The organism is Mesorhizobium sp. B2-5-7 (assembly GCF_006440875.1).
Classification (GTDB): domain Bacteria; phylum Pseudomonadota; class Alphaproteobacteria; order Rhizobiales; family Rhizobiaceae; genus Mesorhizobium; species Mesorhizobium australicum.
Map to the genome: position 1 here is coordinate 413,249 of NZ_VFUO01000002.1, position 14,129 is coordinate 427,377.

The window sequence follows — 14,129 nt, forward strand, 5'->3', positions numbered from 1 at the left end:
GGGCGAGCCTTGACGAGCGAGGCCTGCCGCATAGTTAAGTAAATGCTTCAGTGTTTCCACAGAACAGATGAGCACAAGAATGTCCCTGACGCTGCATTTCCATCCGCTGGCCTCCTTTTGCTGGAAGCCGCTGATCGCGCTCTACGAGAACGCCACGCCTTTTGCGCCCGTCATCGTCGACCTAGGCGATGAGCAATCGCGCGCGGCCTTTCTGAAGGTTTCGCCGACCGGCAAGATGCCGGCGCTGCGCGACGACGCGCGTGACCGGACGGTGCTGGAATCGACCATCGTCGTGGAATATCTGGCCGCGCACTATCCGGGACCGATTGACCTCGTTCCCGAAGGCATCGACCTGGCGCTGGCGGTCCGCCAGGCTGACCGCTTCTATGATTTCTATGTGCAGGAGCCGATGCAGAAGATCGTCGGCGACAGGTTGCGGCCCCAGGACAAGACCGATCCATTCGGTGTCGAGCAGGCACGGAGCCAGCTGCGCAATTCCTACGCCATCATCGAACGGGAGATGCTGTCGAGGGAATGGGCTGTGGGCGATATCTTCACCATGGCCGATTGCGCGGCGTCTCCGGCGCTCTTCTATGCCAACAAGGTCGAGCCGTTCGGCGACAGCTATCCCGCCGTGAAGCGCTATCACGACCGCCTGCTGCAGCGCGCCGCCTTCACCAGGGTGATCGAGGAGGCGCAGCCTTACTTCAAGTTCTTTCCCTACAACAACGGCTGATCGCGATGCTGCACGATCCCGCCCAACTCGACCTGATGTTCCAGGCGCTCGCCGATCCGGCGCGGCGGCAGATGGTCGACCGGCTATCACGCGGCCCGGCGTCGGTGAGCCAGTTGGCCGAGCCGCTGGCGATGTCGCTGTCGGCGGTCGTCCAGCACCTCAATCTCCTGGAGGCGAGCGGCCTCGTGCGCACGCAAAAGGTCGGACGGGTGCGCACCTGCCAGATCGAGCCGAAGGCGCTGCGCGCGGCCGAACACTGGATCAACGAGCGGCGCCTCTCATGGGAACGCCGGCTGGATCGGCTCGGCGATTTTCTTGCGGAGAATTGAAGAGGAGCATGCCATGTCAAAGAGCAAATCCGACCTGGTCCGCGGCTATTTCGCGGCCTTTCAGGCCAGCGACCGCGCCGTCATGGAGGCGACCCTTGCCGACGATTTCACCTTCACCAGCCCCTATGACGACGCCATCGATCGCAAGGCCTATTTCGAGCGCTGCTGGCCGAACGGCAAGCTTTTCCGGTCGATGACGATCGAGCGGATCTGCGAAGACGGCAATGACGTGTTCGTCCGATACAGCTGCGAGACGCTTGAAGGAAAGACCTTTCGCAACACCGAGCTGCATTCGTTTCGCGGCGACCAGTTGCGCAGCGTCGAGGTCTATTTCGGCGCCAGCTATCGCGGTGGCGCCTTCATTCCGCAGAATCCATCAAGCTGACCAACGAGGACCCAACCGTGGCCGAACGTTCCGTCGTTCATTCCACTTTTGTCATCGAGCGCTTCTATCCGGCCGCGCCGGCGAAAGTCTTCTTCGCGCTTAGCAACCCTGACGCCAAGCGACAATGGTTCACCGATCCAGACAATCCCATGCCTGGCCGCTTCGAGATGGACTTTCGCGTCGGCGGCAAGGAGATCAACGCTGGTGGGCCAAAGGATGGGCCGATCCATGTCTACACTGCCACCTACTGGGATATCGTGCCCGACCAGCGCATCGTCTACAGCTACGACATGCTGTTCGGCGATATCAGAATCTCGGTGTCGCTGGCCACGATCGAATTTTTTGCCGAAGACAAGGGCACGCGCCTGGTGCTGACCGAGCAGGGCGCTTTCCTCGATGGCCATGACACGTCCGGCACACGCGAGCATGGGACCGGGGTGTTGCTCGATCTGCTCGGCAAGTTTTTGCGGATGGAAACCTGATCGTTGTGGCTGCTGATCGAAGAAGATCAGGCTTCCCAGAATTGGTCGAGCCAGATGTTGAGTCTGAGGAAGCCGGCATTGCTCACCGTATAGACACGCCGCGTGCCTTCAGCCTTGGCATTGACCAGCCCGGCGTCGAGCAACACTTTCAGATGCTGTGATACCGCCGGGCGGGAGACTGGCAGCCCGGCCGCCAATTCGTTGACGGTCTTCGGACCGCGTCGAAGTTCTTCCAGAAGATGGCGCCGATTGGGATCGGCGATCGCCATGAAGGCGTCGGAAAACATCATGTCTCATTTGTGAGGCAAAGTTTTTCAAATCTCAACTGTTTGCTTCTGCTTTTCTTCTCGGATCGAGCCGCAATGCTTCGGGGGTCACCGAACGGTCGGCCGGCTGCGTCTTGAAGGCATCGCGATCTCCGATCGGCACCGGCGCGCGGCGGCTGATGCGCAGCAGCGTGTAGCCGGCCAGCGACAGATGCGCGAAGGCTGTCGCCAGGAACAGGCCCTCCGGGCGCATCCAGCCCATCAGGGCGGCGGCCAGCAACGGCCCGATCATGGTGCCGAAGCCGTAAAGCAGCAGCAGCCCGCCCGACACCTTGACGAAATCCTCGGCACTGGCGTGGTCGTTGGCATGCGCCACGGCGATCGAATAGAGCGTGTAGGCGAAAGCGCCGTAGGCGGCGGTGAAGACGAGGACGAAGACCGCCGAGCGCGGCTCGAACAGGAAGATGAGCAGCGCAAACAGCGCCGCGCCGAAGGCGGCACCGGCCAGCACGAAACGCCGGTCGGTCTTGTCGGAGAGGCGCCCGGCCGGAAGTTGCATGGCGGCGCCGGCGACGACCACCAGGCTCATCATCAAGGCGATCTCGGCGGTGGAGATTCCGATGCGGGCGCCGTAGACGGCGCCGAGCGTGCCCCAGGCGCCATTGGCGATGCCGATCAAAAGGCAAGCGATCGCCGACACCGGCGAGTTGGCGTAGAGTCCCTTGACGTCGAGCTTGACGTCCTGCAGCGGCTTGGGATGCGAGGCGGTCGACACGGCGGTCGGGATCAGTGACAGGCAAAACAGGATGCCGGTGATCATGAACAACGACGCCGATTTCACGTCGCCGCCGGCGACGATCATCTGGCCGCCCATGATCGAGGCATAGGTGACCATCATGTAAAGGCCGAAGACGGTGCCGCGGTTCTCGTTGGTGGCCTTTTCGTTCAGCCAGCTCTCGATGACCATGAAGGCGCCGGCCATGGTGAAGCCGGTGAAGGCACGCAGCAGGATCCAGACATATTCATCTATGACCAGGCCCGTCAGCAGCGCCACGATGGCGCCGGACGCAGCAAAGGCGCCGAAGGCGCGCACATGTCCGGCGCGGCGCACGATGCGCGGCGCAAAGAAACAGCCGGTGACGAAGCCGCCGGCCCAAGCCGTGCCCATCAGGCCGAGCGAAGCGGTCGAGAACCCTTCCACCTGGCCGCGCAAGGGCAGCAGCAGCCCGTGCAGTCCCGATGCAGCCAGAAGAAAGGCGGTGCCGCGAAGCAGGGAAAGGATCGGTCTGTAGGCTGCGAGCATTTTTTGATCCGGCTGGGGACTGGGCGGGACGCAGGTTTAAAGGCAGTCGCATTCGGTTTTCGGCGGCGGGCGGTTACCTCAGCGAACTTATCCGCGACGGAACAGCGCCTCGGCAGCCGACTTGGTGGTGTCCTTGGTCTTGAGTTCGGCCTCCAGCCGGGCGATCTCGTCGCGCAGGATGCCGATGCGCTCGGACAGTTCACCGACGGAAAGCAGCGACAGGTCTTGCCCGATCTCGTGCGGACGTGCCTTCTTCTTGGGTTCGTCGTCGAAGATCGCCATGGCTGCTCCTCCTCCGCCAGACCAGATTGGCCATTTGCCTGATTTGGCAATGAGCATACATAGGGCAAGGGCGTCGATGCAAACAGCCGGTAAGAGTGCGGCGAGGAAAGACGGAAAACTTCATGGCGAGCGGACAGAAAATTCCGGCACGGATGACGGCGATCGCTATCTCGGAGCCGGGTGGCCCACGGGTGCTGAAACCGGAAACGCGCGACGTACCGCAGCCCGGCCCCGGCGAAATCCTGATCAAGGTGCATGCCGCCGGCGTCAACCGGCCGGACGTGCAGCAGCGCAAGGGGGCCTACCCGCCTCCGCCCGGTGCATCGGACCTGCCGGGCCTCGAGGTGTCGGGAGAAGTGGCGGCCCTTGGCGACCAGATATCGCGCTGGCGCATCGGGGACCGGGTCTGCGCGCTGACGCCCGGCGGCGGCTATGCCGAATATGTCAGGGTTCATGCAGGCAGCGTTCTGCCACTGCCGGCGGGCTTCACCCACACGGAAGCGGCGGCGGTGCCGGAAAACTATTTCACCGTCTGGCACAATGTGTTCGAACGCGGCGGCCTGAAGAAGGGTGAGACACTGCTCGTCCATGGCGGCTCGTCCGGCATCGGCACCACGGCGATCCAGCTCGCCTCGGCCTTCGGCGCTTATGTGATCACCACCGCCGGATCCCAGGAGAAATGCGACGCCTGCCTGAAGATCGGAGCCGACCGTGCGATCAATTACCGCGAGCAGGATTTCGTCACCGCGGTCAAGGAGGTGACCGAAGGCCGAGGCGCCAACGTCATCCTCGACATGGTCGGCGGCGACTATGTCCAGCGAAACTACGAGGCCGCCGCTGTCGAGGGCCGGATCGTGCAGATCGCGGTTCAGGCAGGCGCTGTCGCCAGTGCCGATTTTTCCAAGGTCATGGTCAAGCGGCTGACCCATACGGGCTCGACGCTCAGGCCGCGCACAGTCGAATTCAAGGCGGCGATCGCGGCGGCGCTGGAGGCACAGGTGTGGCCTCTGCTGGGCACGCGCAAGGTGGCACCGGTGATGGACATGATCTACCCGCTTACCGACGCATGGCGCGCGCATGAGCGGATGGAGGAGGGGGAGCATATCGGCAAGATCGTGCTCGACGTCGGCTAGGACGCCAGCATTTTCGGCTCGGCCCGACCGGATCTCGACACGGTCTGGCCAGCGTCCTTCGCCCCTGCCTACAAGATGAACAGAAGCTTAATGGTGCAATGCAGCATTTGCATCATTGCTATGCAAAATCGGCTGTTCAAGTCCCGCCCGATGATCACTATTTGAGCATCATCGAAACGAACCCAATTCAGGAGGACTACCATGAACCCGATCCGTGCTTTCCGTAACTGGCGCATGTACAACGAGACCGTTCGCGAACTGAACCGCCTCAACGCCCGTCAGCTCAGCGACCTCGGCATCAACCGCGGCGACATCGAGCGGATCGCCCGTCAGGCGATCTGATTGCAAGCGCGACCCGCCGCAAGGCAGGGTTGCAATGCAGAGCCGCCGCAGACGCTTGTCGTCGCCGGTTCCAAACCCGCTGGACCCTGTCCGGCGGGTTTTGTCTTTTGGGGGGATTGGATTCATCTCGGCTTCGGCGTGATATGCCATGGCGATCCGCGGCAAATGCGGCGGCAGGGTTTGGACCGCCGTGGCAAACGTTAGCCGTCACCGCGTGCCTTGGTTGGCCACGTCGTTCCCAGCTCTTCCAAAAACGTTGCGAAACGACCTGAGAGCAGTTATACAGGCCGCGAATTTCCCATTTTGGTGGCTCTAAACCACCGCCCGCGCGGGAACGCGGGCGAACGAGAAGGATTTGCACATGGCCAATACGCTGCTTATGCCCAAGGCGACCGCCGTCTGGCTGGTCGACAACACCGCGCTTTCCTTTGAGCAGATCGCGCAGTTCTGCGGGCTGCATCCGCTCGAGGTCAAGGCGATCGCCGACGGAGAATCAGCGCAAGGCATCAAGGGCATGGATCCGATCATGACCGGCCAGCTGACCCGCGACGAGATCGCGCGCGCCGAGAAGGATCCGAACCAGCGCCTGAAGCTTTCCGACCCCAAGGTGCGGGTACCCGAATCCAAGCGCAAGGGTCCGCGCTATACGCCGCTGTCGAAACGTCAGGACCGGCCGAACGCCATCCTGTGGCTGGTGCGCAATCATCCCGAACTGAAGGACGCGCAGATTTCGCGCCTCGTCGGCACCACCAAGTCGACGATCGAGCAGATCCGCGAACGCAAGCACTGGAATTCCGCCAATCTGCAGCCGATGGACCCGGTGACGCTGGGTCTCGCCTCGCAGATCGACCTCGACATGGAAGTCAACCGCGCCTCGCGGGGCCGCGAGCAGGCGCAGCCGGTCGGCGACACGCTGCTGCCGGCGGCATTGACCGAGCGGTTGGTGCCTGCACCGGAGAAGCCGAAGGATGAGGACGCGGAGCTCGATGCAAACGCCGTCTTCGCCAAGCTGTCGGCGCTGAAGTCGAAGGACACCGATACGGACGACGAGGAATAGACTTTTCGCCAACGCAACAAAATAGCCCGCTTCGAGCGGGCTATTTTGTGCGGCTCGGCCAGTCTCAGCTTCGCGCCGCGCGGTCGGGCGCCATGCCGTAGTCCTCGCTGCGCTCCACCGCCCGGTAGAAATCGGCAAGCTGCTTGCCGCGCTCCGGCTTGAAGATTCGGCCGGCGATGACCACGGAGGCAATGCGGTCGATGCGGAAGGCGCGGAAATCATCGCGCATCTCGCACCAGGCGACCAGTGTCCATACCTTGCCCCAGAACCACAGGCCTAGCGGCCTGATATCGCGCGCGGTGCCGCGGCCGGCTTCGTCCGAGTAGTCGATGGTCAGCACCTGGCGCTTTTCGACCGCGCGCTCGATCAGGTCGATCGCCTCGCGGGCGGCATCGCTGACCACCCACATCGGCGTGTGGATCTCGGTGCGGGCGATGCGGTCCTTCTCGGCATCGGGCAGCACGGCACCGATCTTGACCAGTGCCTCGTCGGCGGCCCGCGCCATGGCGGCGCCGCCAAAGGCGCGCACCATGCGGGCGCCGGCCACCAGCGCCACGATCTCGTCACGCGTGAACATCAGCGGCGGAAGGTCGAAACCCTCCCTCATCATGTAGCCAACGCCAGCCTCGCCGTCGATCGGCACCCCAGTCGACTGCAGGTCGGCTATGTCGCGGTAAATGGTTCGCTCGGAAACCTCGAGCCATGTGCCGAGCTTCTGGGCGGTGACAAGGCGGCCACCACGCAGATGCTGCACGATCTGAAAGAGCCTGTCGGCGCGGCGCATCGTTTGCTTCCCCAGTGTTTTTCCCATGCATGCCGTGGCTCCCTGACCGGATCCACTTCCACATGACATGCATTACGGTTTCAGCCCTTCGCGCTTGCGCTGCGCGGCGACGAATTCCGCGCCGAAGGACAGTTTCCTCGTTGTCGGCGTCTTCGCATCGAGAACGCGCCAGAAGGGAGCCACGTCGCTGAGCGTCATGCCGCGCTCGAGATCCTCCTTGGCAGCCTCGGCGACCGTACGCGGATGATAGCCCATGGTGACCGGGCATGTCACTTCGGCGCCATGCTCGATGGCAAGGGCCGTGCGCGGCGTGGGCTTCACGCCGTTGATGCCAGGCGCTTTCAGCCTGTCGTTCCAGTTTTTCATCGATCGTCCTCGGCCGGCCAGGCGCATTGTCCCACCATCGCACGCACCTCCTGACAGCATGCTGTCAGGAGGCTTCAGCATACTCCTTGGCGAACAGCGTCCGCATCCGCGCGAGTTCGCTGCCTTTTTCCGGGTAGAGCGTCTGCAGGAAGGCAAGGGCGAAAGTGCCGGGCGCCGAACCTGGCGCGGACACGATTTTGCCGTCGGCCACGGCATGTGGCACATCCTGATAATTGCCGTCGCCGGCATAGCCGGACTCGTGACGGCTAATCCAGTCACGGCCATTGCTGGTATGTCTGGCGTTCTCGAACATGCCGGCTCGGGCCAGCGCCAGCGTTCCCGCACAGATGCCACCAACGATACCGCCGCGCGATGCGACAGCCATCAGCAGTTCGGCAGCATCCGGCGGCGCCGTGTCCGCCCAGTGGTCGGAACCGATGACCGCCACGGCATCGAGATCGGTATTCTCATTGATGCTGGCCGAGCGGTCTGGCGTCAGCTTAAAACCGCTGATTCCGGTCACCGGCTTGCCGTCGGGCGTCAGCGACACGGCGCGAGCGCCGAACCATTCGACCGCCGAGGCCGCCAGCAGCCCATATTCCCAGTCGGCAAAACCTTCGATGAACAGAAAGCCGATTGTCTTCTGATCGGACATGAGCTCGCTCCATCCCTCGCGCGCCGGACTTGATATCTGGGTGCTGACGCGTGAGCATCCAACCGCTGCGTTGAAAATTTTCGTCTCAATTGCCGTGATGTCGACGCTCGGCATACATGTCCGGCCAGCCGATATCCTTGCGAATGTCTGCGGGCAGCGCGTTCATGAACCGCTGGGTCCGGATCTCGTTGCGCATCGTGCGGATCTTGCCGACATAATGCTGCATGCCGCGCAGAATGGTAAAACCGTTCATGACCAATCTCCTCTCTCTAACCGGAGACACTATCGCACACCCCTCCTGACAGCAGTCTGTCAGGAGGATGGCAGGTCGTGTGGCGACTGTTCCGTTCTTGTCGTGACGGGTCGCGCGAGCGCGGATTGTTCACTAAGGAAGGGTTAATCGAGGCAGTATTGTTCATAGCTTGGCGACGAACTGTCGGGACAGGCGGCCTTCAGCGAAGTGACCGGAGTTCTGATATGAAAGGAGAAAATTCTTCCCCAAAAACAGGGAGACCACCATGAGCTTGCAACTGACAGGAATTCACCACCTGACCGCCATCACCGCCAATGCGCCCGGCAATCTTCACTTCTACACGAAGGTGCTGGGGCTGCGGCTGGTCAAGAAGACAGTGAACCAGGACGATACCTCGGCCTACCACCTCTTTTATGCCGACGGCGAGGCAACGCCGGGTACCGACCTCACCTTCTTCGACTGGCCGATCGGCCGCGAACGGCGCGGCACACACAGCATCGCGCGGACTAGCCTCAGGGTCGGCAGCCAGGAGAGCCTTGGCTGGTGGAAGCAGCACCTTGCCAGCGAGGGCATCGTGACAGGAGAGATTGCCGATGTCGGCGGCTACAAGTCACTGGATTTCGAGGACCCCGAAGGCCAGCGCCTGCGGCTCGTCAGCGATGGCGGCAAGGGCGGCAGCCATCCCTGGGCGCAAAGCCCGGTGCCGGCCGAGCATCAGATCCGCGGACTGGGGCCGATCGTTATCAGTGTTCCCGACATCACCAACACCGAGGCGGTGCTGGCCGGGGTGATGAACATGCGCAAGGTCCGCGACTATGCCTCGCCTGATGGCGAGGGCCAGGTCCACGTCTTCGAAATGGGCGCGGGCGGGCCGGCGGCGGAGCTTCATGTGGCCGTGCAGCCCGGGCTGGCACCCGCAAGGCAAGGCGCCGGTGCGGTTCACCATGTCGCCTTCAGGGCGCCAGACGAGGAGACGCTGCATCAGTGGATGGCGCGCCTGGCGGAATCCCGGCTGCCGTCAAGCGGCGAGGTCGAGCGCTACTACTTCCGCTCGCTCTATTTCCGTGAGCCGAACGGCATCCTATTCGAGATTGCCACCGACGGGCCAGGGTTCACCGCCGACGAGCCGCTGGAGACGCTGGGCGAAAGCCTTGCCCTGCCGCCGTTCCTGGAGGCAAAACGCGCATCGATCGAGGCTGGCCTCAAGCCGCTGAAGTAGATTGCTGCGCGGTCAAGGCGTGCGTCGCGTTCCGCTTCGGGTTCGCGGCGCCTTTTCTTTCCCGGAGACCGAACGAACCGCTTTGACAGGCGCAAGCGTTGCTGGTCAAAGGCAGCATGACGAAACTCCTCGCCCTTGTCATCGTCGGGTTCATGGTCATTCAGCTCATCAAGCCGCTCGGCTGGCCGGGGCTCAGGCGCCGCGGCGATTTCTGGAAATTGGCATTGCTCGCCATGGCGGCGATCTCACTGGCGGCCGTGCTCGGGCACTTGACATAGGGCCTGGCGACAGCTGCGGTCGCTCTTCAGCCGGCAAGCACTGGGCCGACGAGATGTTCCGCCCAGGCCCGGTAGCCGGCCTCCGAGGCATGAAACCCGTCGGAAGCAAAACCGGCCTCGGGGTTGGTGATCGGCAGGCGCGGCGCCGGCACCGCGCCGCGCTCCAGGCAGAGGCGCTCGCCCATCCGGTTCATCGCGGTGGCGCGGATCTCGAGGATCTTGCCGAGCAGCGATGGCATGGCTGGTGCACGCGTGAACTCCAGCACCGGCGACCATACCACGCGCGCCTCCGGCCATTTGGCGCGCAGCGCGTAGAGGAGGCCGCCGAACTCCTTCTTGAAGCGCGGCACGGAATGAAAATTCTTGGTGTCGTTGGTGCCGATGGCGAGCACGATATGCGTCCACGGATCAGCCGACAGATTGGGCAGGACATGGTCGCGGATCTGACCAGATGTCGCCGAATTGAAGCCGGCGGCACGCCAGCGCACAGCGCCGCCGGTGCGCTGCGCAATCATGACGGCAAGCTGCGCGGCAAGCCCGTTTTCGGAATTGCCGATGCCGACCGAGGCGGCGGAGGAATCGCCCAGCACCAACAGCGAGATCGCCGGAGCCTCGCCCGAGATCTCGTGCATGACCGGTCCTTGCGCCGGCAGCATGCGCGAGGTGCGGCGGCGGACACCCAATCCCTGCCAGACATAGATCGGGAAGGCGAGCCAGGTGAGGAAGGTCGGAAAGCGTCGCATCGCTGGTCCATTGAACTGGTTTGCGACCAGCATTTAACGCATGTCGCGAGAGAGGTGAACGAGCATTTCCGGCGAAAACAGGATCGCCTCGAACGCTCTACCCCTTTACGCAATTCCGAAGGGGCTCTGAGCCATCGTGGCAATCGCGCTCCGCTTGCGGCTCGCCTGCATATTTGTCATGCAGCCGCACCCAATCCATCAGGTTGCGGTAGAGGCCGGTCTCATCGCGGCCCTTCGGCGTCAGGTCCAGATAGTGGTAGGCGCCGATCAGTTGTTCGCCGCCGCGGGCACGCGAAACGAAGGTCAGGAAAATGTCGCCGTTCTCGTCCCTGTAGAAAACGCTGGCGCCCGGAAGCTCCTTCGATGTCCGGGCTCGGGTCTCGAAATTGTATGTGGTGTCGCCAGCCGCGATCTGCCTGTCGGTGAAGGAAACCTGCATATCGAAGTTGAAATCAGACGCATAGGACGACACCCAGTCGAACTTCCAGCCCATGCGCTGCTTGTAGGCTACAAGCTCGTCCAGCGGCGCGCGCGAGATCACGACCAGCGATACGTCGTGGTGCATGAGGTGCTGGTTGGCACCGTCGATATGATCGGCAAGAAAGGAGCAGCCTTCGCAATGATTGACGCAGCCCGGCCCGAACATGAAATGGTAGACGATCAGCTGGCTATTGGCGCCAAACAGATCGGCAAGTTTCTTCGGCCCCCGTTCGGTCTCGAAGACGTAGTCCTTGCGAATTTTCAACCAGGGGAGTTCGCGCCGCTCGGCCGCGACGCGCTCGCGAAGCCGCGTCAGTTCCTTCTCGCGGGCCAGATGTGCCTTATGAGCCTCGAACCATTCTTCGCGCGAAACGACCTTGTTGCGATGCATGAACTTCTCCCTGTCTGCACCCCAAGGACGTACGGGATGGGCTCGCCCCGACATCGCCGCTGTCAGGGATGCCCAGAGAAAATAGGAATTCGAATGCCTTGACCCAAGGCCGGTGCGCCAAAACAAAAAACCCGGGCATGTCGGCCCGGGTTCGAAGGGAGGGATAGCAGGGGCTTCAGGCAGCCTGTTCCAGGCTCGCCTTCCATTTCCCAAGTGCCGCCAGGTGGTTCATGTGGGCGCGGTGGGTGAAGGCGGCCTGGCCGGCGGCGATGTTCGAGGCCTTGCCGCTCCATGCCCTCTGCGGGGCGGCCTGCAGCGCGCGGCCATAGGAGAAGGTCAGCTTCCACGGATGCGGGCCGATGGCGTTGATGGCATTGAGGTTGGCGGTCGCCTCCTCGTCCTCCTGACCGCCGGAGAGGAAGGCAATGCCCGGCACCGCGGCCGGCACCGTCTCGCGGAACAGCTTTATCGTTTTCTCCGCGACTTGCTCAGGACTGTCCACCGTGCCCGACTTCTTGCCAGAAAGCACCATGTTGGGCTTCAGGATCGTGCCTTCGAGAACAACACCGGCAGCGTGGAGCTCGTCATAGAGTTTTATCAGCGTCGCCTTGGAGACCTCAAAACAAGTGTCGATGTCGTGAGCGCCGTCCATCAGCACTTCGGGCTCGACGATCGGCACGATGCCGGCCTCCTGGCAAAGTGCGGCATAGCGGGCAAGCGCATGGGTGTTCGAGTTGATCGAAGTGACCGAAGGCACGCCCTTGCCGGTGTCGATGTCGATCACCGCGCGCCATTTGGCAAAACGGGCGCCGAGCTTGTAATAGTCGGCAAGCCGCTCGCGCAGGCCGTCGAGGCCTTCGGTAATGGTGTCGCCGGGAAAGCCGGCCAGCGGCTTGGCGCCGGCATCGACCTTGATGCCTGGAATGGCGCCCGCCGCCTTGATGATATCGACCAGCGGCGTGCCGTCGGCGGCCTTCTGGCGAATGGTCTCGTCATAGAGGATGACGCCGGAAATGTATTTGGCCATCGCGTCCTTGGCGCGGAACATCATCTCGCGGTAGTCGCGGCGGCTGTCGGGGGTAGATTCGACGCCGATGACGTCGAAGCGCTTCTTGATCGTGCCGGAGCTTTCATCGGCGGCCAGCAGGCCCTTGCCGTTGGCCACAATCGCGGCGGCAATGTCTTCGAGACGTTCGCTCATCATGCTTCTCCTAACCGGTTGGTATCGGCCAGCAGGACACTACCGCCAAAGGAATGACGCCGGAAAGCTCGAATCGAGCGAAAGTGGCCGGCGCTGCCGCCAGCTCCCTTCGAGATGATCGAATTGCCGGTGAGCCGTCGTGCCCTCAGCGCTTCAGCACGTCCACGCCGGGCAATGGCTTGCCTTCCATCCATTCCAGGAAGGCGCCGCCGGCGGTCGAGACATAGGTGAAGTCGTCGGCGACACCGGCGTGGTTCAATGCAGCCACGGTATCGCCGCCGCCGGCGACCGAAACCAGCTTGCCGGCCTTTGTGCGCGCCGCCGCATGCTTGGCCGCCGCCACCGTGGCGTGATCGAACGGCTCGATCTCGAAGGCGCCGAGCGGTCCGTTCCAGACAAGCGTCGCGGCGCGCGCGATCCACTCGCCGATCATCGTCACGGTCTTGGCGCCGACATCGAGGATCATGCCATCGGCCGGCACGTCGGAGATGGCGATGGTCTCGCAGGCCGCACCCGCCTTGAATTCCTTGGCGACGACGCCGTCGACCGGCAGGATGATGGCGCAGCCGGCCTCCGCCGCTTCGATCATGATCTGCTTGGCGGTCGGAGCCAGGTCGTGCTCGCACAGCGACTTGCCGACATCGGTGCCGCGCGCGGCGAGGAAGGTGTTGGCCATGCCGCCGCCGATGACGAGAGCATCGACCTTCTTCACCAGGTTCATCAACAGGTCGATCTTCGTCGAGACCTTGGCGCCGCCGACGATGGCAACGACCGGACGGACCGGGTTGCCCAGGCCCTTCTCCAGCGCCTCGAGTTCGGCCTGCATGGTGCGGCCGGCGAAGGAGGGCAAGAGGTGCGCCAGCCCTTCAGTCGACGAATGGGCGCGATGGGCGGCGGAAAAGGCATCGTTGACGAAGATGTCGCCATTGGCGGCGAGCCGTTCGGTAAAAGCGGGATCGTTTTTCTCTTCGGCCTTGTAGAAGCGGGTGTTTTCCAGGAGCAGCACGTCGCCCTTGTCCATTGCGGCGACAGCGCTGCCTGCCGTGTCGCCGATGCAGTCGGAGGCGAATCCAACGGGACGGCCGAGCACCTCAGCCGTCGCCCTGGCGATCGGCTCCAGCGAGAATTCAGGCGAGGGACCATCCTTGGGCCGACCGAAATGGGCGAGCAGGATGACCTTGGCGCCCTTGCCGGACAATTCGGCGATGGTCGGCGCGATGCGTTCAATGCGGGTGGCGTCGGTGACCTTGCCCTCAGCGACGGGAACGTTGAGGTCGACGCGCACCAGCACGCGCTTGCCGCTGATGTTGCCGATATCGTCCAGTGTCTTGAAGACAGCCATGCCGGTTCCCTTTCGTCTGAAATCGCCGGGACCATACCTCGCATCAATGACGATGCAAGGCTTTGGCTGGGGCCGGGTGCGAAATTTTGAGGCGGACGGGGA

General features: G+C 63.1%; 20 protein-coding genes. 9 read left to right on the forward strand and 11 right to left on the reverse strand.

Features of this window, described 5'->3' with window-relative positions; translation table 11 throughout:
* Positions 1-79: 79 nt before the first annotated feature.
* From FJ543_RS09450 to FJ543_RS09465, 4 genes are read left to right on the forward strand one after another with little or no spacing between them, the layout of a single operon-like run.
* Positions 80-736 carry a glutathione S-transferase family protein gene (locus tag FJ543_RS09450; RefSeq protein ID WP_140822497.1) on the forward strand — a complete coding sequence of 219 codons (657 nt, stop codon included), beginning with the start codon at positions 80-82 and terminating at the stop codon, positions 734-736.
* A 5-nt stretch (positions 737-741) separates the two neighbouring features.
* Positions 742-1,065 (forward strand): metalloregulator ArsR/SmtB family transcription factor, encoded by a 324-nt coding sequence (locus tag FJ543_RS09455; RefSeq protein WP_015315351.1) that lies wholly within the window; start codon positions 742-744, stop codon positions 1,063-1,065.
* Positions 1,066-1,078: 13 nt separating this feature from the next.
* On the forward strand, positions 1,079-1,450 hold the full coding sequence (locus FJ543_RS09460; RefSeq protein ID WP_140874838.1) for a nuclear transport factor 2 family protein: 372 nt from the start codon (positions 1,079-1,081) through the stop codon (positions 1,448-1,450).
* A gap of 17 nt (positions 1,451-1,467) precedes the next feature.
* Positions 1,468-1,932 (forward strand): SRPBCC family protein, encoded by a 465-nt coding sequence (locus FJ543_RS09465; protein ID WP_140712679.1) that lies wholly within the window; start codon positions 1,468-1,470, stop codon positions 1,930-1,932.
* A 26-nt stretch (positions 1,933-1,958) separates the two neighbouring features.
* On the opposite strand, the gene FJ543_RS09470 is transcribed toward FJ543_RS09465, so the two are convergent.
* From FJ543_RS09470 to FJ543_RS09480, 3 genes are all read right to left on the reverse strand, one after another.
* Positions 1,959-2,222, reverse strand: coding sequence for a metalloregulator ArsR/SmtB family transcription factor (locus FJ543_RS09470; RefSeq protein ID WP_010911936.1), 264 nt, complete (start codon positions 2,220-2,222; stop codon positions 1,959-1,961).
* A 31-nt stretch (positions 2,223-2,253) separates the two neighbouring features.
* Complete coding sequence (locus FJ543_RS09475; RefSeq protein WP_140874840.1) at positions 2,254-3,501, reverse strand: MFS transporter; 1,248 nt, start codon at positions 3,499-3,501, stop codon at positions 2,254-2,256.
* Positions 3,502-3,588: 87 nt separating this feature from the next.
* Complete coding sequence (locus FJ543_RS09480) at positions 3,589-3,783, reverse strand: DUF1192 domain-containing protein (RefSeq protein WP_015315356.1); 195 nt, start codon at positions 3,781-3,783, stop codon at positions 3,589-3,591.
* Positions 3,784-3,905: 122 nt separating this feature from the next.
* Here FJ543_RS09480 and FJ543_RS09485 point away from each other — a divergent pair, with 122 nt between their 5' ends.
* The 3 genes from FJ543_RS09485 to FJ543_RS09495 all read left to right on the forward strand — a co-directional run bounded on the left by FJ543_RS09485 (position 3,906) and on the right by FJ543_RS09495 (position 6,315).
* The gene (locus tag FJ543_RS09485; protein ID WP_140662729.1) at positions 3,906-4,916 is read left to right on the forward strand and encodes an NAD(P)H-quinone oxidoreductase; all 1,011 of its coding nucleotides are present in this window, start codon (positions 3,906-3,908) and stop codon (positions 4,914-4,916) included.
* 201 nt (positions 4,917-5,117) lie between these two features.
* Positions 5,118-5,258, forward strand: coding sequence for a DUF1127 domain-containing protein (locus FJ543_RS09490; protein ID WP_013892619.1), 141 nt, complete (start codon positions 5,118-5,120; stop codon positions 5,256-5,258).
* Between the two features lie 361 nt (positions 5,259-5,619).
* Entirely contained in the window at positions 5,620-6,315 is a 696-nt protein-coding gene (locus FJ543_RS09495; RefSeq protein ID WP_015315358.1) for a DUF1013 domain-containing protein, read from the forward strand.
* Between the two features lie 64 nt (positions 6,316-6,379).
* On the opposite strand, the gene FJ543_RS09500 is transcribed toward FJ543_RS09495, so the two are convergent.
* The 4 genes from FJ543_RS09500 to FJ543_RS09515 all read right to left on the reverse strand — a co-directional run bounded on the left by FJ543_RS09500 (position 6,380) and on the right by FJ543_RS09515 (position 8,373).
* On the reverse strand, positions 6,380-7,099 hold the full coding sequence (locus FJ543_RS09500) for a YafY family protein (RefSeq protein ID WP_013529238.1): 720 nt from the start codon (positions 7,097-7,099) through the stop codon (positions 6,380-6,382).
* A gap of 72 nt (positions 7,100-7,171) precedes the next feature.
* Positions 7,172-7,465: a hypothetical protein gene (locus tag FJ543_RS09505; RefSeq protein WP_140874842.1), complete on the reverse strand. Its 294-nt coding sequence runs from the start codon at positions 7,463-7,465 to the stop codon at positions 7,172-7,174.
* Positions 7,466-7,529: 64 nt separating this feature from the next.
* Positions 7,530-8,120 (reverse strand): DJ-1/PfpI family protein, encoded by a 591-nt coding sequence (locus tag FJ543_RS09510; RefSeq protein WP_140874844.1) that lies wholly within the window; start codon positions 8,118-8,120, stop codon positions 7,530-7,532.
* An 85-nt stretch (positions 8,121-8,205) separates the two neighbouring features.
* On the reverse strand, positions 8,206-8,373 hold the full coding sequence (locus tag FJ543_RS09515; RefSeq protein ID WP_015315361.1) for a hypothetical protein: 168 nt from the start codon (positions 8,371-8,373) through the stop codon (positions 8,206-8,208).
* A gap of 265 nt (positions 8,374-8,638) precedes the next feature.
* Here FJ543_RS09515 and FJ543_RS09520 point away from each other — a divergent pair, with 265 nt between their 5' ends.
* Together FJ543_RS09520 and FJ543_RS09525 are read left to right on the forward strand one after the other, a co-directional pair.
* Positions 8,639-9,592, forward strand: a complete 954-nt coding sequence (locus FJ543_RS09520) for a ring-cleaving dioxygenase (RefSeq protein ID WP_140874845.1) — start codon at positions 8,639-8,641, stop codon at positions 9,590-9,592.
* Between the two features lie 98 nt (positions 9,593-9,690).
* Positions 9,691-9,870 carry a hypothetical protein gene (locus FJ543_RS09525; RefSeq protein ID WP_032922606.1) on the forward strand — a complete coding sequence of 60 codons (180 nt, stop codon included), beginning with the start codon at positions 9,691-9,693 and terminating at the stop codon, positions 9,868-9,870.
* 26 nt (positions 9,871-9,896) lie between these two features.
* Here FJ543_RS09525 and FJ543_RS09530 read toward each other — a convergent pair whose 3' ends face one another.
* The 4 genes from FJ543_RS09530 to FJ543_RS09545 form a co-directional block, all read right to left on the reverse strand.
* The gene (locus FJ543_RS09530) at positions 9,897-10,613 is read right to left on the reverse strand and encodes an SGNH/GDSL hydrolase family protein (protein ID WP_140874847.1); all 717 of its coding nucleotides are present in this window, start codon (positions 10,611-10,613) and stop codon (positions 9,897-9,899) included.
* 97 nt (positions 10,614-10,710) lie between these two features.
* Positions 10,711-11,484, reverse strand: coding sequence for a thioredoxin family protein (locus tag FJ543_RS09535; protein WP_140874849.1), 774 nt, complete (start codon positions 11,482-11,484; stop codon positions 10,711-10,713).
* Between the two features lie 175 nt (positions 11,485-11,659).
* On the reverse strand, positions 11,660-12,685 hold the full coding sequence (locus tag FJ543_RS09540; protein ID WP_140874851.1) for a class I fructose-bisphosphate aldolase: 1,026 nt from the start codon (positions 12,683-12,685) through the stop codon (positions 11,660-11,662).
* Between the two features lie 145 nt (positions 12,686-12,830).
* Positions 12,831-14,027 carry a phosphoglycerate kinase gene (locus tag FJ543_RS09545; protein WP_140874853.1) on the reverse strand — a complete coding sequence of 399 codons (1,197 nt, stop codon included), beginning with the start codon at positions 14,025-14,027 and terminating at the stop codon, positions 12,831-12,833.
* Between the last annotated feature and the right edge of the window lie 102 nt (positions 14,028-14,129).